This is a genomic window from Streptomyces sp. NPDC091209 (assembly GCF_044757755.1).
In the GTDB taxonomy this organism is placed as follows: Bacteria; Actinomycetota; Actinomycetes; order Streptomycetales; family Streptomycetaceae; genus Streptomyces.
Genome location: NZ_JBIVVR010000001.1, coordinates 847,600 through 869,123 on the forward strand (window position 1 = coordinate 847,600; position 21,524 = coordinate 869,123).

The 21,524-nt window shown below is 70.7% G+C and carries 13 protein-coding genes; 9 read left to right on the forward strand and 4 right to left on the reverse strand.

The features are described from left to right. Nucleotides 1-61 precede the first annotated feature (61 nt). The 7 genes from ACIQRL_RS03745 to ACIQRL_RS03775 all read left to right on the forward strand — a co-directional run bounded on the left by ACIQRL_RS03745 (nt 62) and on the right by ACIQRL_RS03775 (nt 9,331). Nucleotides 62-1,099 carry a rod shape-determining protein gene (locus ACIQRL_RS03745; RefSeq protein WP_401326536.1) on the forward strand — a complete coding sequence of 346 codons (1,038 nt, stop codon included), beginning with the start codon at nt 62-64 and terminating at the stop codon, nt 1,097-1,099. A 30-nt stretch (nt 1,100-1,129) separates the two neighbouring features. Beyond that, nucleotides 1,130-2,947: a GAF domain-containing protein gene (locus ACIQRL_RS03750; RefSeq protein ID WP_401326539.1), complete on the forward strand. Its 1,818-nt coding sequence runs from the start codon at nt 1,130-1,132 to the stop codon at nt 2,945-2,947. Between the two features lie 130 nt (nt 2,948-3,077). After that, the gene (locus ACIQRL_RS03755; protein WP_401326541.1) at nt 3,078-3,827 is read left to right on the forward strand and encodes an SDR family NAD(P)-dependent oxidoreductase; all 750 of its coding nucleotides are present in this window, start codon (nt 3,078-3,080) and stop codon (nt 3,825-3,827) included. Nucleotides 3,828-4,193: 366 nt separating this feature from the next. Beyond that, on the forward strand, nt 4,194-4,796 hold the full coding sequence (locus ACIQRL_RS03760; RefSeq protein ID WP_401326543.1) for a TetR/AcrR family transcriptional regulator: 603 nt from the start codon (nt 4,194-4,196) through the stop codon (nt 4,794-4,796). A gap of 183 nt (nt 4,797-4,979) precedes the next feature. Further along, nucleotides 4,980-5,903, forward strand: coding sequence for a TauD/TfdA dioxygenase family protein (locus ACIQRL_RS03765; protein ID WP_401326546.1), 924 nt, complete (start codon nt 4,980-4,982; stop codon nt 5,901-5,903). 73 nt (nt 5,904-5,976) lie between these two features. After that, the gene (locus ACIQRL_RS03770) at nt 5,977-7,419 is read left to right on the forward strand and encodes an MFS transporter (RefSeq protein WP_401326548.1); all 1,443 of its coding nucleotides are present in this window, start codon (nt 5,977-5,979) and stop codon (nt 7,417-7,419) included. A gap of 199 nt (nt 7,420-7,618) precedes the next feature. After that, nucleotides 7,619-9,331 carry an aldehyde dehydrogenase family protein gene (locus ACIQRL_RS03775; RefSeq protein WP_401326551.1) on the forward strand — a complete coding sequence of 571 codons (1,713 nt, stop codon included), beginning with the start codon at nt 7,619-7,621 and terminating at the stop codon, nt 9,329-9,331. Nucleotides 9,332-9,803: 472 nt separating this feature from the next. Here ACIQRL_RS03775 and ACIQRL_RS03780 read toward each other — a convergent pair whose 3' ends face one another. Continuing rightward, the gene (locus ACIQRL_RS03780; protein ID WP_401326554.1) at nt 9,804-16,889 is read right to left on the reverse strand and encodes a polymorphic toxin-type HINT domain-containing protein; all 7,086 of its coding nucleotides are present in this window, start codon (nt 16,887-16,889) and stop codon (nt 9,804-9,806) included. 406 nt (nt 16,890-17,295) lie between these two features. Further along, nucleotides 17,296-17,940, reverse strand: coding sequence for a ScbR family autoregulator-binding transcription factor (locus ACIQRL_RS03785; protein WP_401326556.1), 645 nt, complete (start codon nt 17,938-17,940; stop codon nt 17,296-17,298). Between the two features lie 161 nt (nt 17,941-18,101). On the opposite strand from ACIQRL_RS03785, the gene ACIQRL_RS03790 reads away from it, so the two are divergent. Then, nucleotides 18,102-19,127 carry a ScbA/BarX family gamma-butyrolactone biosynthesis protein gene (locus ACIQRL_RS03790; protein WP_401326558.1) on the forward strand — a complete coding sequence of 342 codons (1,026 nt, stop codon included), beginning with the start codon at nt 18,102-18,104 and terminating at the stop codon, nt 19,125-19,127. On the opposite strand, the gene ACIQRL_RS03795 is transcribed toward ACIQRL_RS03790, so the two are convergent. After that, complete coding sequence (locus tag ACIQRL_RS03795; protein ID WP_401326561.1) at nt 19,112-19,765, reverse strand: TetR family transcriptional regulator; 654 nt, start codon at nt 19,763-19,765, stop codon at nt 19,112-19,114. The genes ACIQRL_RS03790 and ACIQRL_RS03795 overlap by 16 nt on opposite strands. Nucleotides 19,766-19,866: 101 nt before the next feature. Between ACIQRL_RS03795 and ACIQRL_RS03800 the strand changes: the two genes are divergently transcribed. Beyond that, nucleotides 19,867-21,096, forward strand: a complete 1,230-nt coding sequence (locus tag ACIQRL_RS03800; RefSeq protein ID WP_401326562.1) for an acyl-CoA dehydrogenase family protein — start codon at nt 19,867-19,869, stop codon at nt 21,094-21,096. Here ACIQRL_RS03800 and ACIQRL_RS03805 read toward each other — a convergent pair. Continuing rightward, on the reverse strand, nt 21,088-21,501 hold the full coding sequence (locus ACIQRL_RS03805) for a MerR family transcriptional regulator (RefSeq protein ID WP_401326565.1): 414 nt from the start codon (nt 21,499-21,501) through the stop codon (nt 21,088-21,090). The two genes, ACIQRL_RS03800 and ACIQRL_RS03805, sit on opposite strands and share 9 nt — an antisense overlap. Between the last annotated feature and the right edge of the window lie 23 nt (nt 21,502-21,524).

Sequence of the window (21,524 nt, forward strand, 5' to 3'; positions counted from 1 at the left end):
ATACGAGAGAGGACCGCCGCCCGGCGGAGCCCCACGGTCTGCGCTCTCGGGAGGACCTGCCATGACCGCCAGTCTGGAGCAGCTTCGCCGCTGTCACTTCGCCGTCGACATGGGCGCGGCGCGGACCCGTGTATGGGTGCGGGGCGCGGGCCTGGTCGTCGACCAGCCGAGCGTCGCGGCGATCAACACGAAGACCGGCGCGCTGATCGCGGTGGGGGAGTTCGCGGAGCGGATGACGGGCCGCACCCCCGAGTACATCCGGGTGGTGCGCCCGGTGTCCGGCGGCACCGTCGTCGACATCGACATGGCCCAGCGGATGCTGCGTCAGCTCCTGGGGGACAAGGTCCGCCGCACCCTGCGCCGCAAGCCCCGGCTGCGGGCCGCGGCCTGCACCCCGCACGACGCGGGCCCGCTCGCCCAGCGCGCCACGATCGAGACGCTGGTCGGGCTCGGGGCGCGGCGGGTCGAGCTCGTCGACACGCTCATCGCGGCGGCGGTCGGCTGCGGGCTGCCCGTCGAGCGGCCCGAGGCCACCATGATCATGGTGTGCGGGGCCGCCGCGACCCAGCTCGCCGTGCTGTCGCTGGGCTCGATCGTCACCGCCGAGCGCATCCCGGTCGGCGGCGAGGCCGTCGACCACGCGATCGTGCAGCACCTGCGCCACCAGCACGAGCTGATGCTGCCGAGTCAGGCCGTACGGCCCCTGCAGCTCGCCCTCTCCGGCAACGGGCTCACCCCGCACGGCCCGGCCCTGACCGAGATCCACGGGCGGGACGTGGCGACCGGCCTGGCCCGTTCCGTGCAGGTCGACACCGCCGCCGTACGCCTGGCGATCGAGACGCCGCTGACCGCCGTACTGGACGGCATCGGCAAGGTGCTGCGGTCCTGCCCGCCCGATCTGGTGGCCGACCTCGCCGACCGCGGGATCATGATGGTGGGCGGCAGCGCGCTGCTTCCCGGGCTCGACCAGATGCTGCGGCAGGCGACCGGTGTGCCCGTCCACATCGCCGAGCGGCCCGACGTCTGCGCCGTACAGGGCCTCGGTTACATGCTGGAGGGCAAGATCGAGCCGATGATCCTGGACCCGCTGGCGAACTGACCTCCAGGTCCAGGCGTCCGAGGGCCTCGTATGACCGATCCCGTGCCCGGACTCCCGCCCCTCCTCGAAGCGGTTCTCAGCGTCGGCACCGAGCTCGAACTGCGCGGCACCCTCCAGCGGATCGTGGACGCCGCCGCCGAGTTGACGGGGGCCCGGTACGCGGCCCTGCGGATGGCGGACCCGGGACGGGACGGACTGGTACGGATCCGCACGGCGGAGCCGCACGGTACGGAGCCGCCGCACACGGAGGGACCGCGCGCGGAAGAGCCGCACACGGAGGAGACGCCCGCGAAGGGGGCGCCCGCGGCTCAGCCCGGCCCTCGCTCCAGGTCCTCCGGGTCTTCCGAGTCCCCCGAGGCCGCCGAGGCCGCCGAGGCCGCCGAGGCCACCGAGGCCACCGAGGCCACCGAGGCCACCGAGGCCACCGAGGCCACCGAGGCCCCCAAAGCGACCAAGGCCCCTGAGACCCCCGGGGTCCCCGAGTCCCCCGGGACCCCCGAGGCCGGCCTCTGCCTGGACGTCCCCATCCGGGTCGAGGACGAGGTGTTCGGCAACCTCTACCTCGCGGACAAGTCCACCGGGCCCGTCACCCGTGAGGACGAACAACTCGTGCGCCTGCTCGCCACGCAGGCCGGTATCGCGATCGCCAACGCCCGGCTGTACGAGACGGCCCGGCAGCGGGAACGCTGGATCGAGGGCGCCGCGGCCGTCACCACCGCCCTGCTCAGCGGGGGGACCGACGCCGACGCGCTGCTGACGGTCGCCGAACGCGCCAGGATCCTCGCGGGCGCCTCCGCGGGCGTCATCCTCAAGCCCACGGACGAGGGCGGCATGGAGATCGTGGTCGTCTCCACCCACGAGGACCCCGCCGGGATCGTGGGCACCACCATCGCGCCCGGCAGCCCCGTCCTCGAACAACTCCTGGGCGGGGAACCGTTGTTCATCGAGGACTCGGCGACCGACCCGCGGATGACGACCCCCGTACGGTCCCGGTACGGGCCGACCATGATGCTGCCCCTGCAGACCGAGGGCCGTCTCATCGGCACGCTGGCCCTGCCGCGCGGACGCGGGGACCGCCCGTACACGGAGGTCGAACGTCTGCTGGCCACCCAGTTCGCCTCGCAGGCCGCGCTCGCCCTCGTCCTCGCCGACGCGCGGCACAGCCGTGAGCTCCTCGCGGTGTACGAGGACCGCGACCGCATCGCCCGCGACCTGCACGATCTGGTCGTACAGCGCCTGTTCGCGACCGGCATGATGCTGGAGTCCACCCTGCGCAGGAACGAGGGGCGCAGGAACGACGGGGGCGGCGACAGCGGGGCCGGTGACAGCGGGGCCGGTGACGGTGAGGCCGGTGACGACGGGGCCGAGGAGGTGTCCGCGGCCATCGGCCGGGCGGTCGACGAACTGGAGGCCACGGTCCAGGAGGTGCGCACGGCGATCTTCGCACTGCAGCAGCCGCCCGCCGACGCCCCCACCACCTTCCGCGGCAAGGTGCTGCGCGAGACGGCCGGCGCGGCGGCGGTCCTCGGCATCCAGCCGTCCACCCGATTCACGGGTCCGGTGGAGAACAGACTCGGCGAGCCGGTGGCCGGGCAACTGCTCGCCGTGCTGCGGCGCGCACTGGCCGCCGCGTCCCGGCGCCCCGGGGTGTCGCGGATCGAGGTCGCCGTCGATGTGACGGTGCCCCTGCCGGACGGCCGCCCCGGCGTCCGGCTGACCGTCCACGACGACGGAGACCCGAACGGCACCGCGGCGGACGCCGGCCGCACCGGCGCGGGCGACGACGACTCGGGCGACGACGACTCCGGCAACGCCGGTACGAGCGTCACCTGGCAGTCCCCGCTGTAGCGGCCGGGCGGTCAACAGCGTGAACGGCAAACACGCTTGACGCTTCCTCAGGCTCTCCGTAGCCTCCCCCTCGATATCTGTACGTGACCAGGATTCATATCCACGAATACCGAGAACGGGTGGGACGGACATGGGCGGACGGCGTGTGGTGGTGTCCGGCGGCGGTACGGGGATCGGCCTGGCGACGGCGGAGGTGTTCGCCGCGGACGGAGACCGGGTGGTGCTCCTCGGCCGTCGCGAGGACGTCCTGCGCAAGGCCGCCGACGGACTGAACGAGCGCTACGGGCAGGCGACCGCGTCCTGGCACGCGGCGGATCTGGCCGACCCCGAACAGGTCGACGCGGCAAGGGAGTTCATCGTCGCGGACGACACCCCGGTGGACGTCCTGGTCGCCAACGCGGGCGGAAACGCCTCGGTGCCGCACGACGGCAGCCTGGCCTCCGTCGCCGACAGCTACCGGCGCAACTTCGACGCCAACGTCCTGACCGCCGTCCTGCTCACCGAGGCCCTGCTCCCCCGTCTGCGCCGCCCCGGCGGCCGCATCGTGCAGCTCTCCTCGATCGCCTCGCTGCGCGGCCCCGGCGCGTACGGCGGCTCCAAGGGCTGGATCAACACCTACACCTACGATCTCGCGCAGCGCGTCGGCGCCGAGGGCATCACCGTGAACGCGGTCGCTCCCGGCTTCGTCGGCGACACCGAGTTCTTCGGGGACCGCGCCACCCCGGAGTTCGTCGCCGCCCGCGTGTCACAGTCCCTCACCGGACAGCCCGGCCACCCCGCACAGATCGCGGCCGCCGTCCGGTACGTGGCGTCCCCGGAGGCGGCGTACCTGACGGGCCAGCTCCTGCACATCAACGGCGGTGCGGCACTGGGGCGTTAGCCCCGCACGGCCACGCGGCCGGGTCGATCCCGCGAGTCCGCCGTCGCGGGGCCCGGCGACGACGGGAGGGCCCCGAGGGAGTGCTGCGGTACGAGCGGGTCAGTACGGGCGGGTCAGTACGGCAGCAGGCGGCCCGAGGGCGTCCTGCGGTCGATCGGCATCTCGCGCGGAGCGGCGGGCCGACGGTTGACGCGAATCCGGATCTGACGGTTCATGACCCCTCCTCATGACTGATGAGACCAGCGTCCTCGTCGACGCGCATAGACGCATCGTGCCCACGGAGGCACCCCTCCTACCCTCCCAGCAGGATGTTCCGGCGCGGGCCCTCATCCCCTGGCAGGACTCCGGCCCCCGTAGGCTCGGGGCATGACGGGTGCGCGGACGCGGGGGACGGAACGGGGACCGGGTCGGCCGCGCGAGGAGCGGGTCACCGGAGCGGTCCTGAACGCGGTCGTCGACCTGGTCGTCGAGCAGGGCACCGGAGCCCTCACGATGGACGCCGTCGCCGCGCGGGCCGGGGTGAGCAAGCCCGCCATCTACCGGCGCTGGCCCACCAAGCAGGACCTGGTCATCGCCGCCGCCGAGAGCCGCATCGGCGAGCTGTCCGTGCCCGACCTGGGCGACTTCCGCGCCGAGCTGCACGTCGTCCTCACGGCCCGGCTGGAGGCGTACCGGCTGCCGGGCTCGGACCGGTTGATCGCGGGGCTGATCGGAGCGGCGGCCGAGGCGGGCGCAGGCAGGGCGCAGTACGCGCAGTACACCGAGCGGATCACGAGCGAGACCCGACGCATCCTCGAACGCGGTATCGAGCGAGGCGACGTACGCCCCGACACCGACGTCCGGGCCGCGGCCACCCTGGTCGCCGCGCCGCTGCTCTTCCGGCTGATCGGCGAGCAGGAACTGCCCGACACCCGGCTCGTGGAAAACCTGGTGGATCTCGTGTCCCGCGCGGTCGGCTCCGCTTCCTGACCGCCGCGGCCCCGCCGGACCACTCCGCTCAACCCAGCCTCAACCCGCCGGGCCGCCCCGTTCAACCCAGCCTCAACCCGCCGGACCGCCCCGTTCACACCGATCGCACCAGACCCTTGCCACCGCGCACCTCAATAACGATACTTCCGGTAACGAAATCCCGGTTGTCGTTCTGGAGAGCCCATGGACAGCGTCGTCACCCCTCCCGCACCCGTCTTCGACAAGCCTCTGATGCACTACGGGAAGCGCGTGCTGGAGCGCACCGCTCCCGGCGTCGCCCCGGCCGAGTACCGCCTGATGGACATCCGTCCGCTCACCCCGCACATCGGCGCGGAGATCGCCGGCGTCGACCTCTCGCTCCCGATCGGCGAGGAACTCGCCGCGGAGCTGGCGCAGGCGCTGCTGGAATGGAAAGTGATCTTCTTCCGCGACCAGCACGCCTTCGACCCGGACTCGCAGCTCGCGCTCGCCGGGGTGTGGGGAGCGCCGGAGCCCAACCCGTTCTTCCCGACCGGCGACACGGCCGGCGTCTCGCGCCTGGCCAAGGACGCCATGGCCATGGGCACGGAGAACATCTGGCACAGCGACCACTCCTTCATGGCCGCACCGGCGCTCGGCTCGGTTTTGCGGGCGGTCGAGGTCCCCGCCGCGGGAGGCGACACCCTCTGGGCGGACATGGCCGCCGCGTACGACAACCTGCCCGAGCGGACGAAGGCCCGTGTCGAGGGGCTCACCGCGGAGCACGACTGGGTCCCGAGCTGGGGCCTGACGATGACGGAGAGCCAGATCGCGGCGCACCGGGAGTCCCTGCCGCCCGTCGAACACCCGGTGGTCGTACGGCACCCGCGCACCGGCCGCAAGCTGCTCTACGTCAACGAGCCCTTCACCACCCGGATCACCGGACTGTCGGACACCGAGAGCCGGGAACTGCTCCACGAACTGGTGCTCCAGGCCCGTATCCCCGAGTACCAGGTCCGCTTCCACTGGCAGCCCGGCTCCGTCGCGATCTGGGACAACATCGCCACGCAGCACTACGCGATCAACGACTACTACCCGCAGCGCCGTGTCATGGAGCGCATCGCGATCGCGGGCGAACCCCTGTCCTGAGGACGTCGGCCGGACATGCCCCGCCCGTTCCCGACCCGCCCGTTCCCGACCCGTCCTCTCCAGCGGAGCCCCTGTGACCGACACCGATGTCGTACCCGCTGCGGCCGCCGGCCGTGCGAAGACACCACCTGACCAGCGCCGCCGTGCGTGGACCGTCACCGCGCTGCTCGTCGTCTTCATGATGGTCAACTTCGCCGACAAGTCCGTACTCGGCCTGGCGGCCGACCCCGTCCGCCGGGACCTCGGCCTGTCCGCGTCCGCCTTCGGGCTGGCCAACAGCGCGTTCTTCCTGCTGTTCTCGGTCTGCGGTGCCGCGGTGGGGCTGCTCGCCGACCGCGTACGGCCCAAGTGGCTGCTGCTCACGATGGCCGTCCTGTGGTCCCTGTCCCAGATTCCGCTGGTCCTGGGCGGAGGGCTCGCCGTGCTCGTCACGTCACGCGTTCTCCTGGGCGCCGCCGAAGGGCCGGCGTTCCCCGTGGCCCAGCAGACCGCCCTCTCCTGGTTCCCCGACCGCCGGCGCAACCTGCCCGGGGCGCTGATCGTGCTGGGCATCACCCTGGGCGTCCTGGTCGCCGCCCCGGTGCTGACCTGGGTCATCCACCAGCACGGCTGGCGCACCGCGGTCGCGGTGGTGGCGATCGCCGGCGCGGTGTGGGCCCTGTTGTGGATCCCCTTCGGCGGGGAGGGGGCGTACGCGGCGGCGCACGACACCGGGACCCCTGCGCCGGTCCCGGCCGACGGACCCGACACCGGTGCGGGCCCCGACGTCGAACGTACGGCCGAGGGAGCCGAGGCGGCGGAGTCCGCAGCCGGGGCGGGTGGCGGCCCGCGCGGAACGCCGTACCGCCGGATCATCGCGACCCGCACCTGGATCGGTGCCACGGCCGCGTACTTCGGCACCTACTGGGTGATCGCCTTCTGCCTGGTCTGGCTCCCGTCCTTCCTGCACGACGGCCTGGGGTACTCATCGGCCGCGTCCGCGCAACTGCTCATGCTGGTCTGGGGACTGAGCGGCGTCGTGGTGCTCGGTCAGGCCGGCCTGACCGGATGGCTGCTGCGCCGCGGGACCACGAGCCGACGGGCACGCGGCGGGGTCGGCGGCATCCTGATGCTCACCGGCGCCGCGGCATGCCTCGCCCTGCCGGTGGCACCGGCCGGCGCCGCGACCGTCGTCCTCCTGGTCGCCGGATTCGGCTGCGCCGGGGCGATGGGCAGCGTCGCCGCCACCACCGTGGCCGAACTGGCCCCGGCCGACCGCCGCGGCGGCGCGCTGGGCATCATGAACGCCGTGGTGACCACCGCGGGTCTGATCGCCCCGACCCTGGTCGGGCACCTCGTGGACACCCACGGGACCGCGGGTTACCGGCAGGCGCTCCTGATCACCGGAGTGCTGCTCCTGCTGGGCGGAACCGCCGCCGTCACGCTGATCGACCCGGCCCGCGACGCCCGCCTGCTGTCCGCCCGCCGCGCCGATCCCCTCGCCGCGGACCACGACACCCCGCTGCAAGCCGCCTGACCCGCACGTGGGTACGTCGGCGCGCGGTACGGCGCGGAACCAGGGGACCGCGCCGTACCCGGAACCCCCGTCCCTCCTCCGGTCCCCCGGCCCGCCGCCCGCTCGCCCGCCCGACGACGCGACGCCTTCCCATCGCCTGCCGTCAGCTCCTCTGTCTCCTCCCTCCCCCTCTCCTCCCTCCCCTATCGCGAGGAACCACGTGAACCCCAGCGCCCTCGACACCTCCTGCCTGGACCGGGCCGTGGCCGAGTTGCGTGGCGATGCCGCGTCCTGGTCGGCCGCCCCGCTCACCGAACGCGTCGCGCTGCTCGAACGGCTGCTGCACCGGGTGGCCTCCGGCGCGGCCGAACTGGCCGCGGCCGGAGCCCGCGCCAAGGGCTACGCTCCCGGCTCCCCGTGGGCCGCCGAGGACTGGATGGGCGGTCCCTGGGCGCTCGCGCAGAACGCCTCGGCGTATCTGCGCGTACTACGGCGACTCGCCGCGGGCCGTGCACCTCTCGCGGCGAAGGCCGTACGGGAGACGGCCGGCCGCACCCGCGTCGACGTGTTCCCCGCGACCGGCTGGGACCGGCTGCTGCTCAACGGCTTCACCGCCCAGGTGTGGATGCGTCCGGGCATCACAGCCGACGAGACACGCGACCGCGCGGCAGGCCCGTACCGGGGCCGGCCGGCGCCCTCGGCCGTGGCCCTGGTGCTCGGTGCCGGCAACGTCGCCGCCATCACCGCGCTCGACATCCTGCACAAGCTCTACGTCGAGGGTCAGGTCGTCGTCGCCAAGATGAACCCCGTCAACGCCTATCTGCGCCCCCACTTCGAGCACGTCTTCGCGGAGTTCGTCGGCCGCGGCTGGGTCCGCTTCGTCGACGGCGGCGCCGCCGAGGGCGGATACCTCGCCCACCACGAGGGCGTCGACACGATCCACGTCACCGGCAGCGACCGTACGCACGACGCGATCGTCTGGGGGACGGAAGAGGACGCCGGGCGGCGGCGACGCGAGGACCGGCCCCTGGTCTCCAAGCCCTTCAGCAGTGAACTCGGCGGGATCAGTCCGTGCGTCGTCGCCCCCGGCCCGTGGAGCGACGCCGACTTCCGCTTCCAGGCCGAGCACATCGTCAGCAGCAAGATGAACAACTCCGGCCACAACTGCATCGCCGGCCAGATCCTCGTCGTACCGCGCGACTGGGACGGCACCGAGAAGCTGCTGAACGAGATCCGCCGGGTGCTGCGCGCGTTGCCGTCCCGCGCCGACTACTACCCCGGGGCCCGTGAACGCCTCGACGCCGTGCTCGCCGCCCACCCTCGGGCGGAGCGGTACGGCGACGGCTGCCGCCTCCTCGTCCCCGACGTCACCGGCCCCGACGACATCCTGGTCACCGACGAGGTGTTCGCCAGCGCGCTCGGTGTCGTACGGCTGCCCGGCGCGACCACGGCCGCGTTCCTCCGCAACGCCGTCGACTTCGCCAACGACAGCCTCCCGGGCACCCTCGGCGCCACCCTCGTCGTGCACCCGAGGACCGAGCGGTCGGACCGGGGAGCGGTGGAGACCGCCATCGCGGACCTGCGCTACGGCACCCTGGGCGTCAACTGCTGGTCCGGGGTCGGCTTCCTGCTCGGCTACACCCCCTGGGGCGCCTTCCCGGGCCACTCCCGGCAGGACATCGGCAGCGGCATCGGCTTCGTGCACAACGCGTTCATGCTCCGGGACGAGGACATCGAGAAGACCGTGCTGCGCGCCCCGTTCACGCCCGCACCGCGTGGTCTGGTCACCGGAGACCCGTCACTGTCCCCGCGCCCCCCGTACTTCGTCACCAACCGCACGGCCCTGGCCACCGTGGAACGCCTCACCCGCTTCACCGCCGCGCCGAGCCCGCTGCGGCTCCCCGCCCTCTTCGCCTCCGCCCTGCGCGGCTAAGGGCTGTCCCGTAATCCCCGGCGGGCGCACGACGACAGCTACGGCACTCCCCCAAGCTCTTCGAGCAGGGGGGACCCCCACGCCGCGTTGTCGGATCGCCCGAATACGCCCAGTATGAGGACGACCCTCCGCCTTGCGATGCACCGCATCTGACGCCGCGCGCTGATCCACCGGGGATTACGGGACAGCCCTTAGACAGCACAGGAGCCCCACCGGCAATCAATCCGGCGGGGCTCCCGCAGTTTCGTCTACTTCTTATACGCCGATTCCTTCGGGGGGCGGCGGTGGGTTTCTCGCCCAGGACTCGGCCGCGCACTCTGTGCAGGCAATTCTGGCTTCATGCGGCCTCCCTCCCTCGCTTCCGAAGTACTCGATGGTCAAGATCCCACGACCGCATTTGGGACAACCGACCTTGGCGCTCGGGTCACGGAGGATCTCCGAGACAGCGGAGATCCACATCCTCGGGTTCACATCAGCCACAACTGCCACCCCAGCTGTCGTATGCCTTGTTCGCGAAGTCGAAGGCCGACTGCGTCTCGCTACTGGCCAGGCCGGCACTGGCGCCACCCGCAACCTGCGAAGTATTGAGGCGGTAGGTCTCATGGAGAACCGTCTTAGCGGTCTCAGCCTGACTACTGAATGCTTCCGGGCCCATCGCGAAGCCGTGCTCGCCAAACAGAGTGAATCCCGAACTTGGCAAACCCGGCTCATAGACAACAGTCACGCCACCCACCTCGACCTGCGCGTACTCGCCTGCCGAATGCGCACTCCTGAGCGTTTCAAATTCCGGCGAATTGTAAATTACCTGCGCCTGATCCGATATCCCCTGATCGATGGGGCCCAGCGATCCACCGGAATTATGGACAAGGATCGGCGTGGTCCCGGCCAGCACATAGTACGTGTGGAGCTGCTGGACGGTGAGGTTGTACATGTCCGCAGCGCCAGGTCGAGCGATGACCTTGTCGATGCGGACGTGGTGGTCGGTGGCGGTGTTGAGGACGTGCCCCGGCTTGAGTTTGCCGGCGGGGGTCCAGATGTGGAGGGTGTCGTCCCAGAAGGGGTGCCGGGACGTGGTGTGGAGCGTCGCTTCGTGACCGTCTGCGCCGCGGATGGTCACATCGACGAGGTCGTCGTCGTGGTGAACCAGCCGAGCCTCGACGCTGCGGGGGCCACGGTACTTACCGGTCGCCGGGTCGGCGCTCTCCACGCGGTCGCCCGGTTTGATCCTGCCGATCGGCTTTGTCTTCCGGTCCGCCATCAGAACCGGCGTGTGCGGATCGAAGCTGCAGAAGGAAATGCCCTCCGCCCCAGCCTCCTCCGCCAAGCCTCCTGCGGCCATCATTCCCATAGCCAGATCACCGAGGGACTGGCACAGGCTCACGGCGTTGCAAGGGTTGCTCGGGACATCCTTGATGTCGTCCCAGTGGTGGTAGAACTCCTGGAATCCCTGGCAGGCGTCGGTCCACAGAGCGTCTTCACCGCTGCACCGCTCACGGAAATAGAGCTCGACATTCCTCAACGGGGAAAGGTCCGAACGGTACGTCCCGTAATTGACCATCATTTTGATGGTGGGCACGGGATGGCCCGAGTTCCAGCTCTTCAGGAGCTTCATCGGCGGCAGGTAGCCCTCGTCACCCGGCGCTTCGTAGCTCGTTCCGTCGTAGTCGGACGACTGGGGGTCGTTGTGCGACTTGTAGGTCCCGTAGGTGCCATTGCTGCCGGAGCAGTAGGAGCTCGGGTAGCAGGATTCGAGGCCGGTCGGGTCGCTGTTGGTGACGGGGTTGTCGCCGGCGTAGGTGTAGCCGCCCAGTTCCTGCGGGTTGGTGGCTTCCAAGATCGGGTCGACGCTGATGAAGCGGCCCAGCGTGGGGTCGTACTTGCGTGCGCCGACGTCGGTGTAGCCGGTGGAGGTGTCCTGGGGTTTGCCGAGGTAGGAATGGGTGGGGTCGGGCCAGGTGGTGGTGTTGGCGCTGGTGCGTGGCTGGCCGTAGGGGGTGTACTGCTGGCGGGCGACCTGCTGGGTGGTGGTGTCCATCGAGAGGGTCGCCGTGCCGTGCGGGTCGTTGAACAGGTACTTCAGACCCCCGCCGGTGAGGCTGGAACGGACGGCCACGGGGGTCCCGGCAGCACCGCCGTGGGAGTAGGTGCGAACAGCGCCCAGAAGGACGTTGGGAGTGACGCTGGTTTTGACGACGATCTGGGTGTCGTCGGCGAAGAGGGTGGTCTGGCCCGGGTCCCGGCGGATGAGCTGCTTGCCGTCGGCGTCGTACAGGTACTTGGTGGTCGTGGGGCTGGAGCCGCCGGTGTCCACCTGGGCCAGGTGGCCCTCGTCGTCCCAGGTCAGGGTCTGGCCCGGTCCGGTGGTGGGGGTGCGGGTGTGCAGGTTGCCGTTCTCGTCGTAGCCGAACGTCGTGGGGTTGGTGCCGCCTGTGGTGGCGGTCAGGGTGTGGGGCTGGGCGCCGGTGGCGTTGCAGTTGGCGGTGCACCCGTTGGCGTAGGTGGTGGTGGCAGTCGTGCCCGAGCTGCCGATGGCGTGGTCGACGCTCTGGTGGCGGTTGCCTATGGCGTCGTAGCTGAAGGACTGCCAGTAGGAGCCGGGCGTTGTGGTGAGCGTGCCTGAAGTGGGCGGGTTGGCGGCGCAGTTGTCTTTGCCGGTCCAGGCGTCGGTGAGCCGGTCCAGGGCGTCGTAGCTGTAGCACTGCTGGTCGGTGACGGTGTTGCCGGTCTCCGACTGCTGGTCGGTGATGGAGGTCGGATTGCCGGAGGCGTCGTAGGCGTACTTGGTGTCATCGACGGTCGGGCCGGGTGCCTGGGTCCGGCTGATGAGGCGTTCGGTCGGCCGGAGGGTCTGGTCGTCGTAGTGGTAGGTGGTCGTGGCCGGGTTGGTCGAGGCGCCCTGGGTGACCTGCGACAGCGCCCCGTAGTCCGTATAGACGGTCCCGTCGACGTAGATGTTGGCGCTGCTGCTGGTTCTCGTGGGGCTGCCCAGTGCGTCGTGCTCGTAGGCGATGGTCTCGTTGTTCAGCCCCTGCGTACGCGGGTCGCTCTGCGTCGCCGGCAGCTGGTCCCTGACGGTGTAGGTGTACGTCGTCGTATAGGTCGACGGCAGCGGCGCCTCGGACGCCGGCAGGGTGATCGTCGTGCCGGTCGGCTTGCCGAGAGTGGTGTAGCCGGTGACGCCGACCGTGTACCCGCCGGTGACACCCTGGACGTAGCGGGTCGACGAGGTCGGCAGGCCGATGCGCTTCGTGTCGTACAGCCAGGACGCGAACCCGAAGTTGGACTTCGACTTGTCGCCACCGGTGAGTTTGCGGCCCAGCAGGTCGTAGGTGTAGTCGAGTTCGATCTGCTTGGCGTCGTCGGTGGTGGACACGAGGTTGCCGGCGTCGTCGTAGCCGTAGCTGCTCTTGCCCGCGTCCGGGTCGTTCTGGGACTTCTTGCGTCCGAGCAGGTCGTAGTCGGATGTCCACACCGTGTGGTCGGGTCCGGTGACCTGGTGCTGCTGGCCCGCCGTCGTGTAGGCGTAGGTCGTGGGTGAGGCGGTGCCGCCGGTGGCGGTGAAGCCGGTGGCCGCGGTCCCGGACAGGGTGGGCGGGGCGGTGTACTGATCGAGTTCGGTGGTCTGGCCGCGCGCGTTGACGACCTTGGAGGAGGCCACGCCGCCCTTGGGAGGCAGGACAGTCGTCTTGTCCCCTGTATAGGCGGTGGTCGTGGCCCAGGTCTTGACTCCGTTGTGTTCCTCGGTGACCAGGTCGGTCCGCCCCAGCCCGTCGTAGTCCGTGACAGTGGTGTCGGGGATGGTCACCTGGGAGACCGGGTACGGGATGCCGCGGGGGCTGCCCGAGACGCTGTAGGCGTTGTTGGTGACAACCGTCCAGCCGTGCGAGTCGTACTGGGTGTCCGAAACCGCGGTGCTTGAGTTCTCCGCCGTCGCCTGTACCTGCAGCGGCCGCAGCATGGCATCGAGCAGCGTCTCGCTGGTCGAGTAACTGCCGTTGTCGAGAAGTGTGTTGGTCGCGACGATCGACGGTGCCGACTGGGACATGCTGTAGGTGTAAGTCGAGTTCGCCGGTGCGCCGTTGGCCTTGATCTCGTTGGGCAGCCACACCCCGGTCATACGGCCGAGCGCGTCGTACGTCAGTGAGGTGAGCAGGCCGGCCGCGTCGGTCTTGGAGGTGGGCAGCACCCGGGCCGGGTCCAGGGTGCTGGTGACGAGTTGGCAGTCCTTGGATGACACGGTGACCGCGGAGCAGTCCACGCCGGGCGTGACCTGGGTGATGGTCGTGCTGCTGGTGGGCGGCGCGCCGCTGGCGGGAGCGTAGGAGGTGAAGGCTGTCTGAGCCAGGCTCTTTCCGTCCGGCGAGGTGGAGTTGGGAGTCCGGGTGACCTTGGTCGCGCGACCGTAGGAGTCGTACCCGGTGGCGGCCTGATCGACGAAAGCGGTCGCCGTGGCGCCGCTTGCGGCGGATGCCGCTTGGACGAGGGTGGCGTCACCGGCCTTGGGCAGGGCCGGATTCTTCTGCCCGTCACCGTCGTAGGCGAAGCCGTTGGTGTCGTAGGAGGTGCGGGTGTCGGAGATCAGGGTGCCGCTGGGCGTGGCACCGGCGCTCGAGCAGTCCTGGGCCGTGGTGATGACCTCGGCCGGCAGTACCACGGTGTCCGCGCTGCCGGTGAGGTAGCGGGTGTAGGCGCACTTGGCGACGTTGTCGCTGTCGGCGGTCTCACCGCGGTCGTCGGCCTGCACGGGCAGGCCCGTGGTCGACGTACCCAGCGTCGTGTTGTAGAAGGTGTCGGTCTCGGTTTTGCGCCAGCCGGTGGAAACGGCTTGGCGGGTCAGTGACTTGGCGGTGCGGACCATCTGTGCCGTCAGGTCCGGCACACCGCTGCGGGCGCGGCTGGCCGTGGGGCCGATGATCTTGGGCACGGTGACCACGGCCTTGTCCAGGCTGCCCGTGGCACTGGTGTAGGTGTCGGCCTCGAAGACCTGTCCGCCCAGTGTGTTGTCGTCGGCGACCGACGTGGCGCCGTCCTGGCTGGTGAGCGCCGGCACCGAGCGGGTCTTGCCGCCGGGCAGCGTGTCGCCGTTCATGCCCAGGAAGTAGTAGGTCTTGCTCAGGGTCCTCTGGTCGTAGACCTTTGCCCCGTCGGTGTAGTGGAAGACGTTCGGGTCACCGGTGGTGACGTCCACCTCCGGGTAGCCGCGGAACTGGCCCCAGGTGCGGTTCTTGGCCTTGACGAGCTCGTTGTCGTCGTGGTGCCAGCCGGGGTTGCCCTTGTAGGTGTAGTCCGTCTCCAGCCTGGGCTGGGTGCCGTCCTGGTAGGAGTTGTTCGGGTCGTTCGTGACGACCGAGGCGACCTTGTACTTGTAGAACCAGTCCATCCACGGCGCGGGCTGCCCGTCGGGGCTCCAGTACGCGGGGAAGCAGGACAGGGTGTTGGTGGAGGCGAAGGTCTGGGCAGCCGCGTCGGTGGGGTCGTTCGGGTCGCTCGCCGGGGCGCTGGAGCAGTTCGGCCGGTCGTACGTGACCGTGGTCTGGGCGCCGGTCTCGCTGGTGACCGTCTGGATCCGGTCGTGGTACATCAGCGGCATCTGCGGGATCGTCCCGACCCGGTTGGGCAGTTGCAGCGGCGGGTCGAAACTCACCGCCGGCGTCGAGGAACTGCCCGACGCGCCACCCAGCGTGTCGAGGCCGGTGCGCTTGATGGAGTCCAGCCACAGGGTGGGGGCATGGTCGCCGCCGTCGGGGAAGGACTGCGTGAAGGCGTACTTGTCGACCTGCTGGGTCGCGCCGCCCGTCTGGATCTGCGTGGTGATGGCGGTCAGGCGCTTGCGCGACCAGAAGCTCGGACCGTGATCGGTGCAGCTCGACGAGCCCGAGGTGCAGTTCAGGTCGATCGGCACATCCGGCCAGTACGCGGCGTTGGCGGTGGTGAACTGGCTGTCCGCGCAGGTGTTGCCGGACGGGGTGCCCGCGATGCAGCGCTCCGCGGTGTCGAAGAGGATCTGCTCCGGCGCCGTGCCCGAGTAGACGCTCGTGGCGGTCATGCCGTAGTCGATGCGCGACAGGGTGCCGCCGCGTGTGTAGGACACCGCGGTGTCCTTCATGTCCGCGCCGTAGTAGCCGGTATCCGGCGAGTAGTACCAGGCGGTGGCGTTGCCGTGGAGGTCCACGGCGTAGTCCAGGTTGAACCGGTAGCCCAGCGTGCAGGAGGTCGACGCGAAGTCCGCGCTGTCCGGGCAGGCGGACACGCCGCTGTGCGCGTGGTAGACCGGCTCGGTCCACACGGACTTCGTCTCGTCCTTGCCACTGGTCCAGCCCGGCAGCCGGTTGCGGCCGAAGAAGTACTGCACACCGCCCTCGGTGACTTTGAAGTACTCCCCGTTCGCCGTACCGTTCGTGGCGTCGGTCAGGTCCTCGATCTTGGTGGTGGCGCTGTCGTCGGCGGAGCGGAAGGTCTTGGTCGCGTCGTCGTAGACGATGTCGGCGGACTTGCCGTTGAGCGACAGGGTGAGGATCTGCCCCGCCCAGCACTGGTCGCCGTCGTTCTTCGGAGCTCCGGACGAGGAGTCGTCCTTGCACGACTTGTACGTGCGCTCGACGTAGTTCTCCGTAGAGGACCAGCCGTCGCCCAGCCACGAGGACTGGTTGTTGGTGCCCTCGGTGCGCGCGTCCTGGCTGGCGGAACTGTAGGAGAGATCAACGTTCGGGACCGCTCCGCCGATCGCGGGTGGCACTCCGATCGGATAGCTGTAGGTGAACGCACCCGTGTTCCCCGAGGTCGACCAGGAACCGCCCGGCGACAGGCTGGTCGCCGAGTAGTCACCGGACGAACCCGACGTGCCGGAGGCCGCGGCCATGACCACCATCGCGCCGGACGACGCCGTCACGGACCGGGCGGAACCGGTCGCGGCCGACGCCGCGCTCGGGCCGGGAACGGTGACCTGCGCGGACAGCGGCGTTCCGGGGGCGGTGCGCACCGCGGTCTGCGTCTGACACCTGACCAACTTCGGCGTGGTCAGCGCGCAGGCGGGCAACTGGACCAGGTGGAGGCGGGAAGCGAAGTCACCGCCGAAGGCGTAGCGGAACGAGGAGTCGTCCACCTTCAGCGGGATCTTTCCGCTGCCGGGGCCGGTGCGACGCAGCGTGAACAGGACACCGTGGACACCGGCGGCGCGCGCGGCTTTCTGGTCCAGCATCGTCACGCGCACGCGCTGCGAGCCGGTGACCGACGGGGGCCGCGAACCCGCGGCAGCACCGAGCAGGACGGGGGTGCTTCCGGCCCGTACCTGCGGCGTCTTGGCGATCAGGCTCGCGAAGGCAGGCGCGTCGGGCAAGGTCACCACGGCGCTGCCCGGTGCGGGCAGCTTCGTCTGCCCGCCGGGGTCGAAGTGCTTGAAATTCTTGGAGGATAAGCCCCGTTTGGGCCAGGGGTGGGCCAGGGGGACCCGTTTGGTGTGCGGAGCGGCGGGAGCCGCCATGTTCCGCTTCACCGGTGTGACCGCCGCGGCCACACCGACGGGCAACAGGCTCACCACCAGGGCACCGGCCGTCACCACTGCCGTACGACGAACCCTCCGAGCGGCCCAAGCCGCCCGACCGCGTCTCCACCCCGAAATCCGCGCCATGCTGTGCGTCCCCTCCCCGGCCTCAACTCGCCCAAGTCCCTTTCGACTCCAGCGATTTGAGTGCACGCCAAACGGAGGCACACGTCGATCAAGCCCCCCGCAGAGGGTCACGCTAGGGCCTGAGGTCGCGCTTCCAGGCAAAGGATCTTCCGAGGAAAAGCAAAGGGAACGTACAGGCAGCAACGCAAGTGAACCGCTATGCGTCAAAAGTGGACCCAGTGTGAGCACTTGGCGACTGACCGGCGATGAACCGGGCTCACACCGGTCCCGGAGAACACTCAGCTACGGCCCTGGCTGCGGGAGCCGGGGGCTACGGGGTGGCGCCGGAAGCGGCGGCTTACGACACCTGGCGGTCCCGGGCCGCACCGAGGACGACGGCGAGGATCTCATCGACGCGTTCGGCGATGTCCGCACGGTCGCTGAGGACCCAGGACATGTGCTGGGCGCCGAAGAAGGCGGAGATGAGGACGCGGGCGACGGCGTCCGGGTCGGTACCGGAGGCCAGGTCACCGGCCTCCCTGGCCTCCTGCAGCCAGCTCGCGACCAGATCGCCGAAGGTGACATAGGGAACGGGGAGCGAGACGTCGATCAGGGAGCGCTCTATCTGCAGACGCGCTCCGGCCTGGATCATGGTGTCGTCACGGAAGGCGGTGGCGGTGCGGGTGAGGAGTTCGGCGACGGATTCGAGCGGGGGAAGGGCCCTGTCGCGTACGGAGTCGGCGATCACGGGGAGACGTTCGTAGAACTCCTCGGCGACGGCGACGGCGAGCGCTTCCTTGTTCGCGTAGTGGAAGTAGACCGCCCCCTTGGTCATTCCGGCCAGTTCGGCGATGTCGACCATGGTGACCGCGGGGAAGCCCTTGGCGGCGAAGGCCTGTGCCGCCGCGTCCAGGACCTGGCCCCTGGTGCGTACGGCGCGTTCCTGCTTGAGGCCGGCTCGCGCGCGGTCGATGCTGGGCCGTTGGCCGCTTCCGGTGGTCATGGGTTCATCTCCGGGCTCGGTGTGGCTGGGACAGAGTGGGTGTCCTTGAAATATACCTTCCCGAAGGTATATTTGTCTCCGGCGTACAGCCGTGAGTGGTGTTCACCTGTCTGAGCTGTCACTTTGGGGGAATCGTGCTTCTGCCTGCCGCAATAGCATCCATGGACGAGCATCCGGCGCCGCAGGGCGCGAACGGGCTGAGCTTCCTGCAGCCGATCCCGCGCCATCTCGTCCACCGGGCCGCTGTGGCGGAGGTCTTCCTCACCGACGCCGTCGCGGTGGCCGAGAACCGTTTCCTGCTGGCGGCGCAGTGGCCCCGCGACCACGCCATGTACTGCCCGGACGCAGCCGGGACGAGCGATCCGCTGCTCTTCGCGGAGACGATCCGCCAGGCACTGGTGTACCTGGCGCACCGGCATTACGGGGTGCCGCTGTCGCACCGGTTCATCGGCTGCGACATGGATTTCGAGATAACCGACCCCCGGCGGCTGCGGGTCGGCGCGGCCCCGGTGCCGGTGGTGCTGGAGGCGGACTGGTCGTGGGAGGCCAACAAGCCGCCGCACCGCTACGGAATGCGGCTGGAGGTCGCCCTCACCGTCGAGGGGGAACAGTGCGGCCGGGGCAGCCTGCGGGTCATCGCGGTCGACGACAAGCGGTACGCGCTGCTGCGTGGGCGGGCCGGCCGGAGCCGGGGGGCGGGCACCGCCGCGAACGCGGCGCACGTGGCGGGCCGCGGCAGGATGCCCGCCGTGGCCGTCGGGCGGCTGCGGGCGAAGGACAGCGTCCTGGTCCGTGGCCGCGAGCAGGGTGAGTGGTGGCTGGAGCTCGACCTGGATCACGCCATCCTGTTCGACCACCCGAGCGATCACGCACCGCTGATGGCCACTTTGGAGGGCTTTCGCCAGCTCGGCCACCTGCTGGCCCGCGCGGCGGAGACGGACGCCGGGACCGATGTCGAGGCCGGGACCAATGTCGAGGCCGGGCCCCCGACCCTGGTGTCCCTGTCCACGGACTGCCTGGCCTTCGGCGAGCTCGACGACCCGATCCGCCTCGTCGTCCGGGACGACCGTACGGAGCCCGGCCCCGGCGGCAGCCCCGTACGGCGCTTCATGATCGACGCCATGCAGAACGGCATCGTGCTCGCCTCGTCCAGGACGGGCTGGCTGCCGGCTCATCGCGCCGTCTGAGAGCGGTCCCCGAGGGCCGGCGGCGAGGGTGGCGTGTGCCGCTCCGGCGGTCCCGGCGCGGTCAGCGCCGGGACCAGCACGTCCCACATGCCTCGCACCCGGACGGCCAGGCCGCTGCGGTCGGCGGCCGGGGCGGTGCAGTAGGCGCCGACCAGCAGCGACACCGTCAGGTCCGCCACCGGGCCGCCGGGCAGGGCAGGGCAGGGGCCGTCGGCGCGCTGGGCCCGGTCGACCAGATCGAGCGAGTGCTGCCGCAGGTTCGCCAGGAACGCCGGTGGTTCCAGGGTGGTCTGCGCCTCGTCGAGCACCAGGCGCAGCGCCGCGTTGATCCGTACGTCGGACTCGATCCGGTCGGCCAGGGAGCAGGTGAGCGACCGCAGTCCGTCGACCGCGGGTGTGCTGCCGTCGGGGCCGGGCTCCGGGGGGAACGCGCGCAGCAGGTCGTCCAGCTGCGCCACGAGCGCTTCGGCGAGCAGTTTCTTCGAGCCGAAGTGCCCGTACAGCGCCCCCTTGGTGAGCCCGATCCTGGCGGCCACCTGCTGGAGGTTGGCGTGCAGATAGCCGTGGCGGGCGAATTCCGTGGCGGCCGAGCCGAGGATCCGGTTGTGCGTGAGCTGGGAGCGCGCTTGTTTCGCCATCGTCGGTCTCCTTGCCGGACGCTCATCGGATTCGACTAAAGATACCTTCATGAAGGAATTTTTGAAAATCCCGTCACCCCCACGAAACAAGGAGCGGCACCATGGACGACCCGCGCATCCCTGAGAGCACTCAAGCCACCCCCATCACGCGAACCATCCCCCGAACGCCCCGGACCACCTCGACCGAACAGGCCGCCCTGACCGCCGCCGCGCACACGCGGCAGGCCGAAGCCGACCGGCGGCTCGGCCCCGGGACCGCCGACGCCGTCACGGCGGCCGGTTTCGCCAGGCATTTCGTGCCGCCCGGATGGGGCGGCACCGGTGGAGGCTTCGCCGACCTGGTCCGGCGGACCGCCGAGGTGGCCGAGGGCTGTGCGTCGGCCGCCTGGTGCGGCGGGCTGTGGGCGGCCCACGGCCGCTTCGCCGGTTTCCTTCCGGAGGAAGGGCAGCGGGACATCTGGGCGGTGTCACCCGATGTGCGCATAGCGGCCGCCGTCATGCCGCCGTCCGGTACGGCGGTCCCGGCGCGGGACGGCGGTGGCTGGTGGCTGCGGGGTGAGTGGGACTGCGCCAGCGGGGTGGACCACTCCGCGTGGGTACTGCTGTGCGCGTGGGAGGAGTGCGAGGACGGCCGCCGTGGACGCGTGTTCGCGGTGCCGGCCGCCGACGTCACCGTACGGGACACCTGGGACAGCACCGGGCTGCGCGGCACCGGCAGCAACACCGTCGTCGCCGACGGCGTCCTCGTCCCCGCGCACCGGACGTTCCCGCTGGCCGCCCTGCTGCACGGCGACCCCGACCCGGCGGGCCCCCGCTACCGTACGGCGCCCGCGCAACTGGCCGGGGGCCTGATCTTCTGCGCCCCGGCTCTCGGCGCGGCCCGGCAGGCCCTGCGGGTGTGGTCGCGCTGGGCCGCGGGCAAGGCCACCACGGGCGGGCGGCCCCAGCACGACAGCGCCTCCGTACGCGACACCCTGGCCCGCGCCTCCGCCGGGATCGACGCCGCCCGGCTCCTGCTCGACGACGCGGCCCGGCGGGCCGACACCGGCCCTGTCACCGAGCTCGCCGTCGCCCGAAACCGGCGCGACGCCGCCGTCGCCGCGGATCTGCTGGTCAACGCCGTGGAGCGGCTCTTCCGTACCGGTGGCGCCCATGCCCGCGACGGCGCCGGTGAACTCCAGCGGCTGTGGCGCGACGTCCACACCATCGCCTCGCACGGCGTGCTCCGCCTCGAACCGGCGGCCGACGCGTACGCGGCGGCGCTGTTCGCCGAGGGGGAGCCCGTCGCGGTGACGGGAACGGGACCGGGGAGCCCGGGGTGCTCACCGTGAGGAATCCTTGGCGAGGGCCGCCTCCTTCTGCAGATAGAAGTCGATCTTCCAGTCCAGGTAGTGGACGGTGGCGGTGAGTTGCTCCGCCTCCGCCAGGACGTGGCGCCGGTGGTCGGCGAGGAGCGCGCGGCGTTCGGGCATGGTGCCGTCCCCCTGGCGTGCGAGCGCCACGTAACGGGTCATGCCCGCGACCGACATGCCGGTGCCGCGCAGCCGGTTGAGGAACTCCAGCCAGCGGAGGTTGGCCGCGCAGTAGAGGGGCTCCCCGTCGGGGCCACGGGGGACGACGTCGATGAGCCCCAGCTCCTCGTACCAGCGGATGGTGTGAGCGGCGAGGCCGCTGAGCCGTTCCACGTCCGCGAGGGAGTAGGTGTCCTCACGGGGCGGTCTTCCGGTCGAAGCCATGACGGTGATCCTTCGGTCGGTGG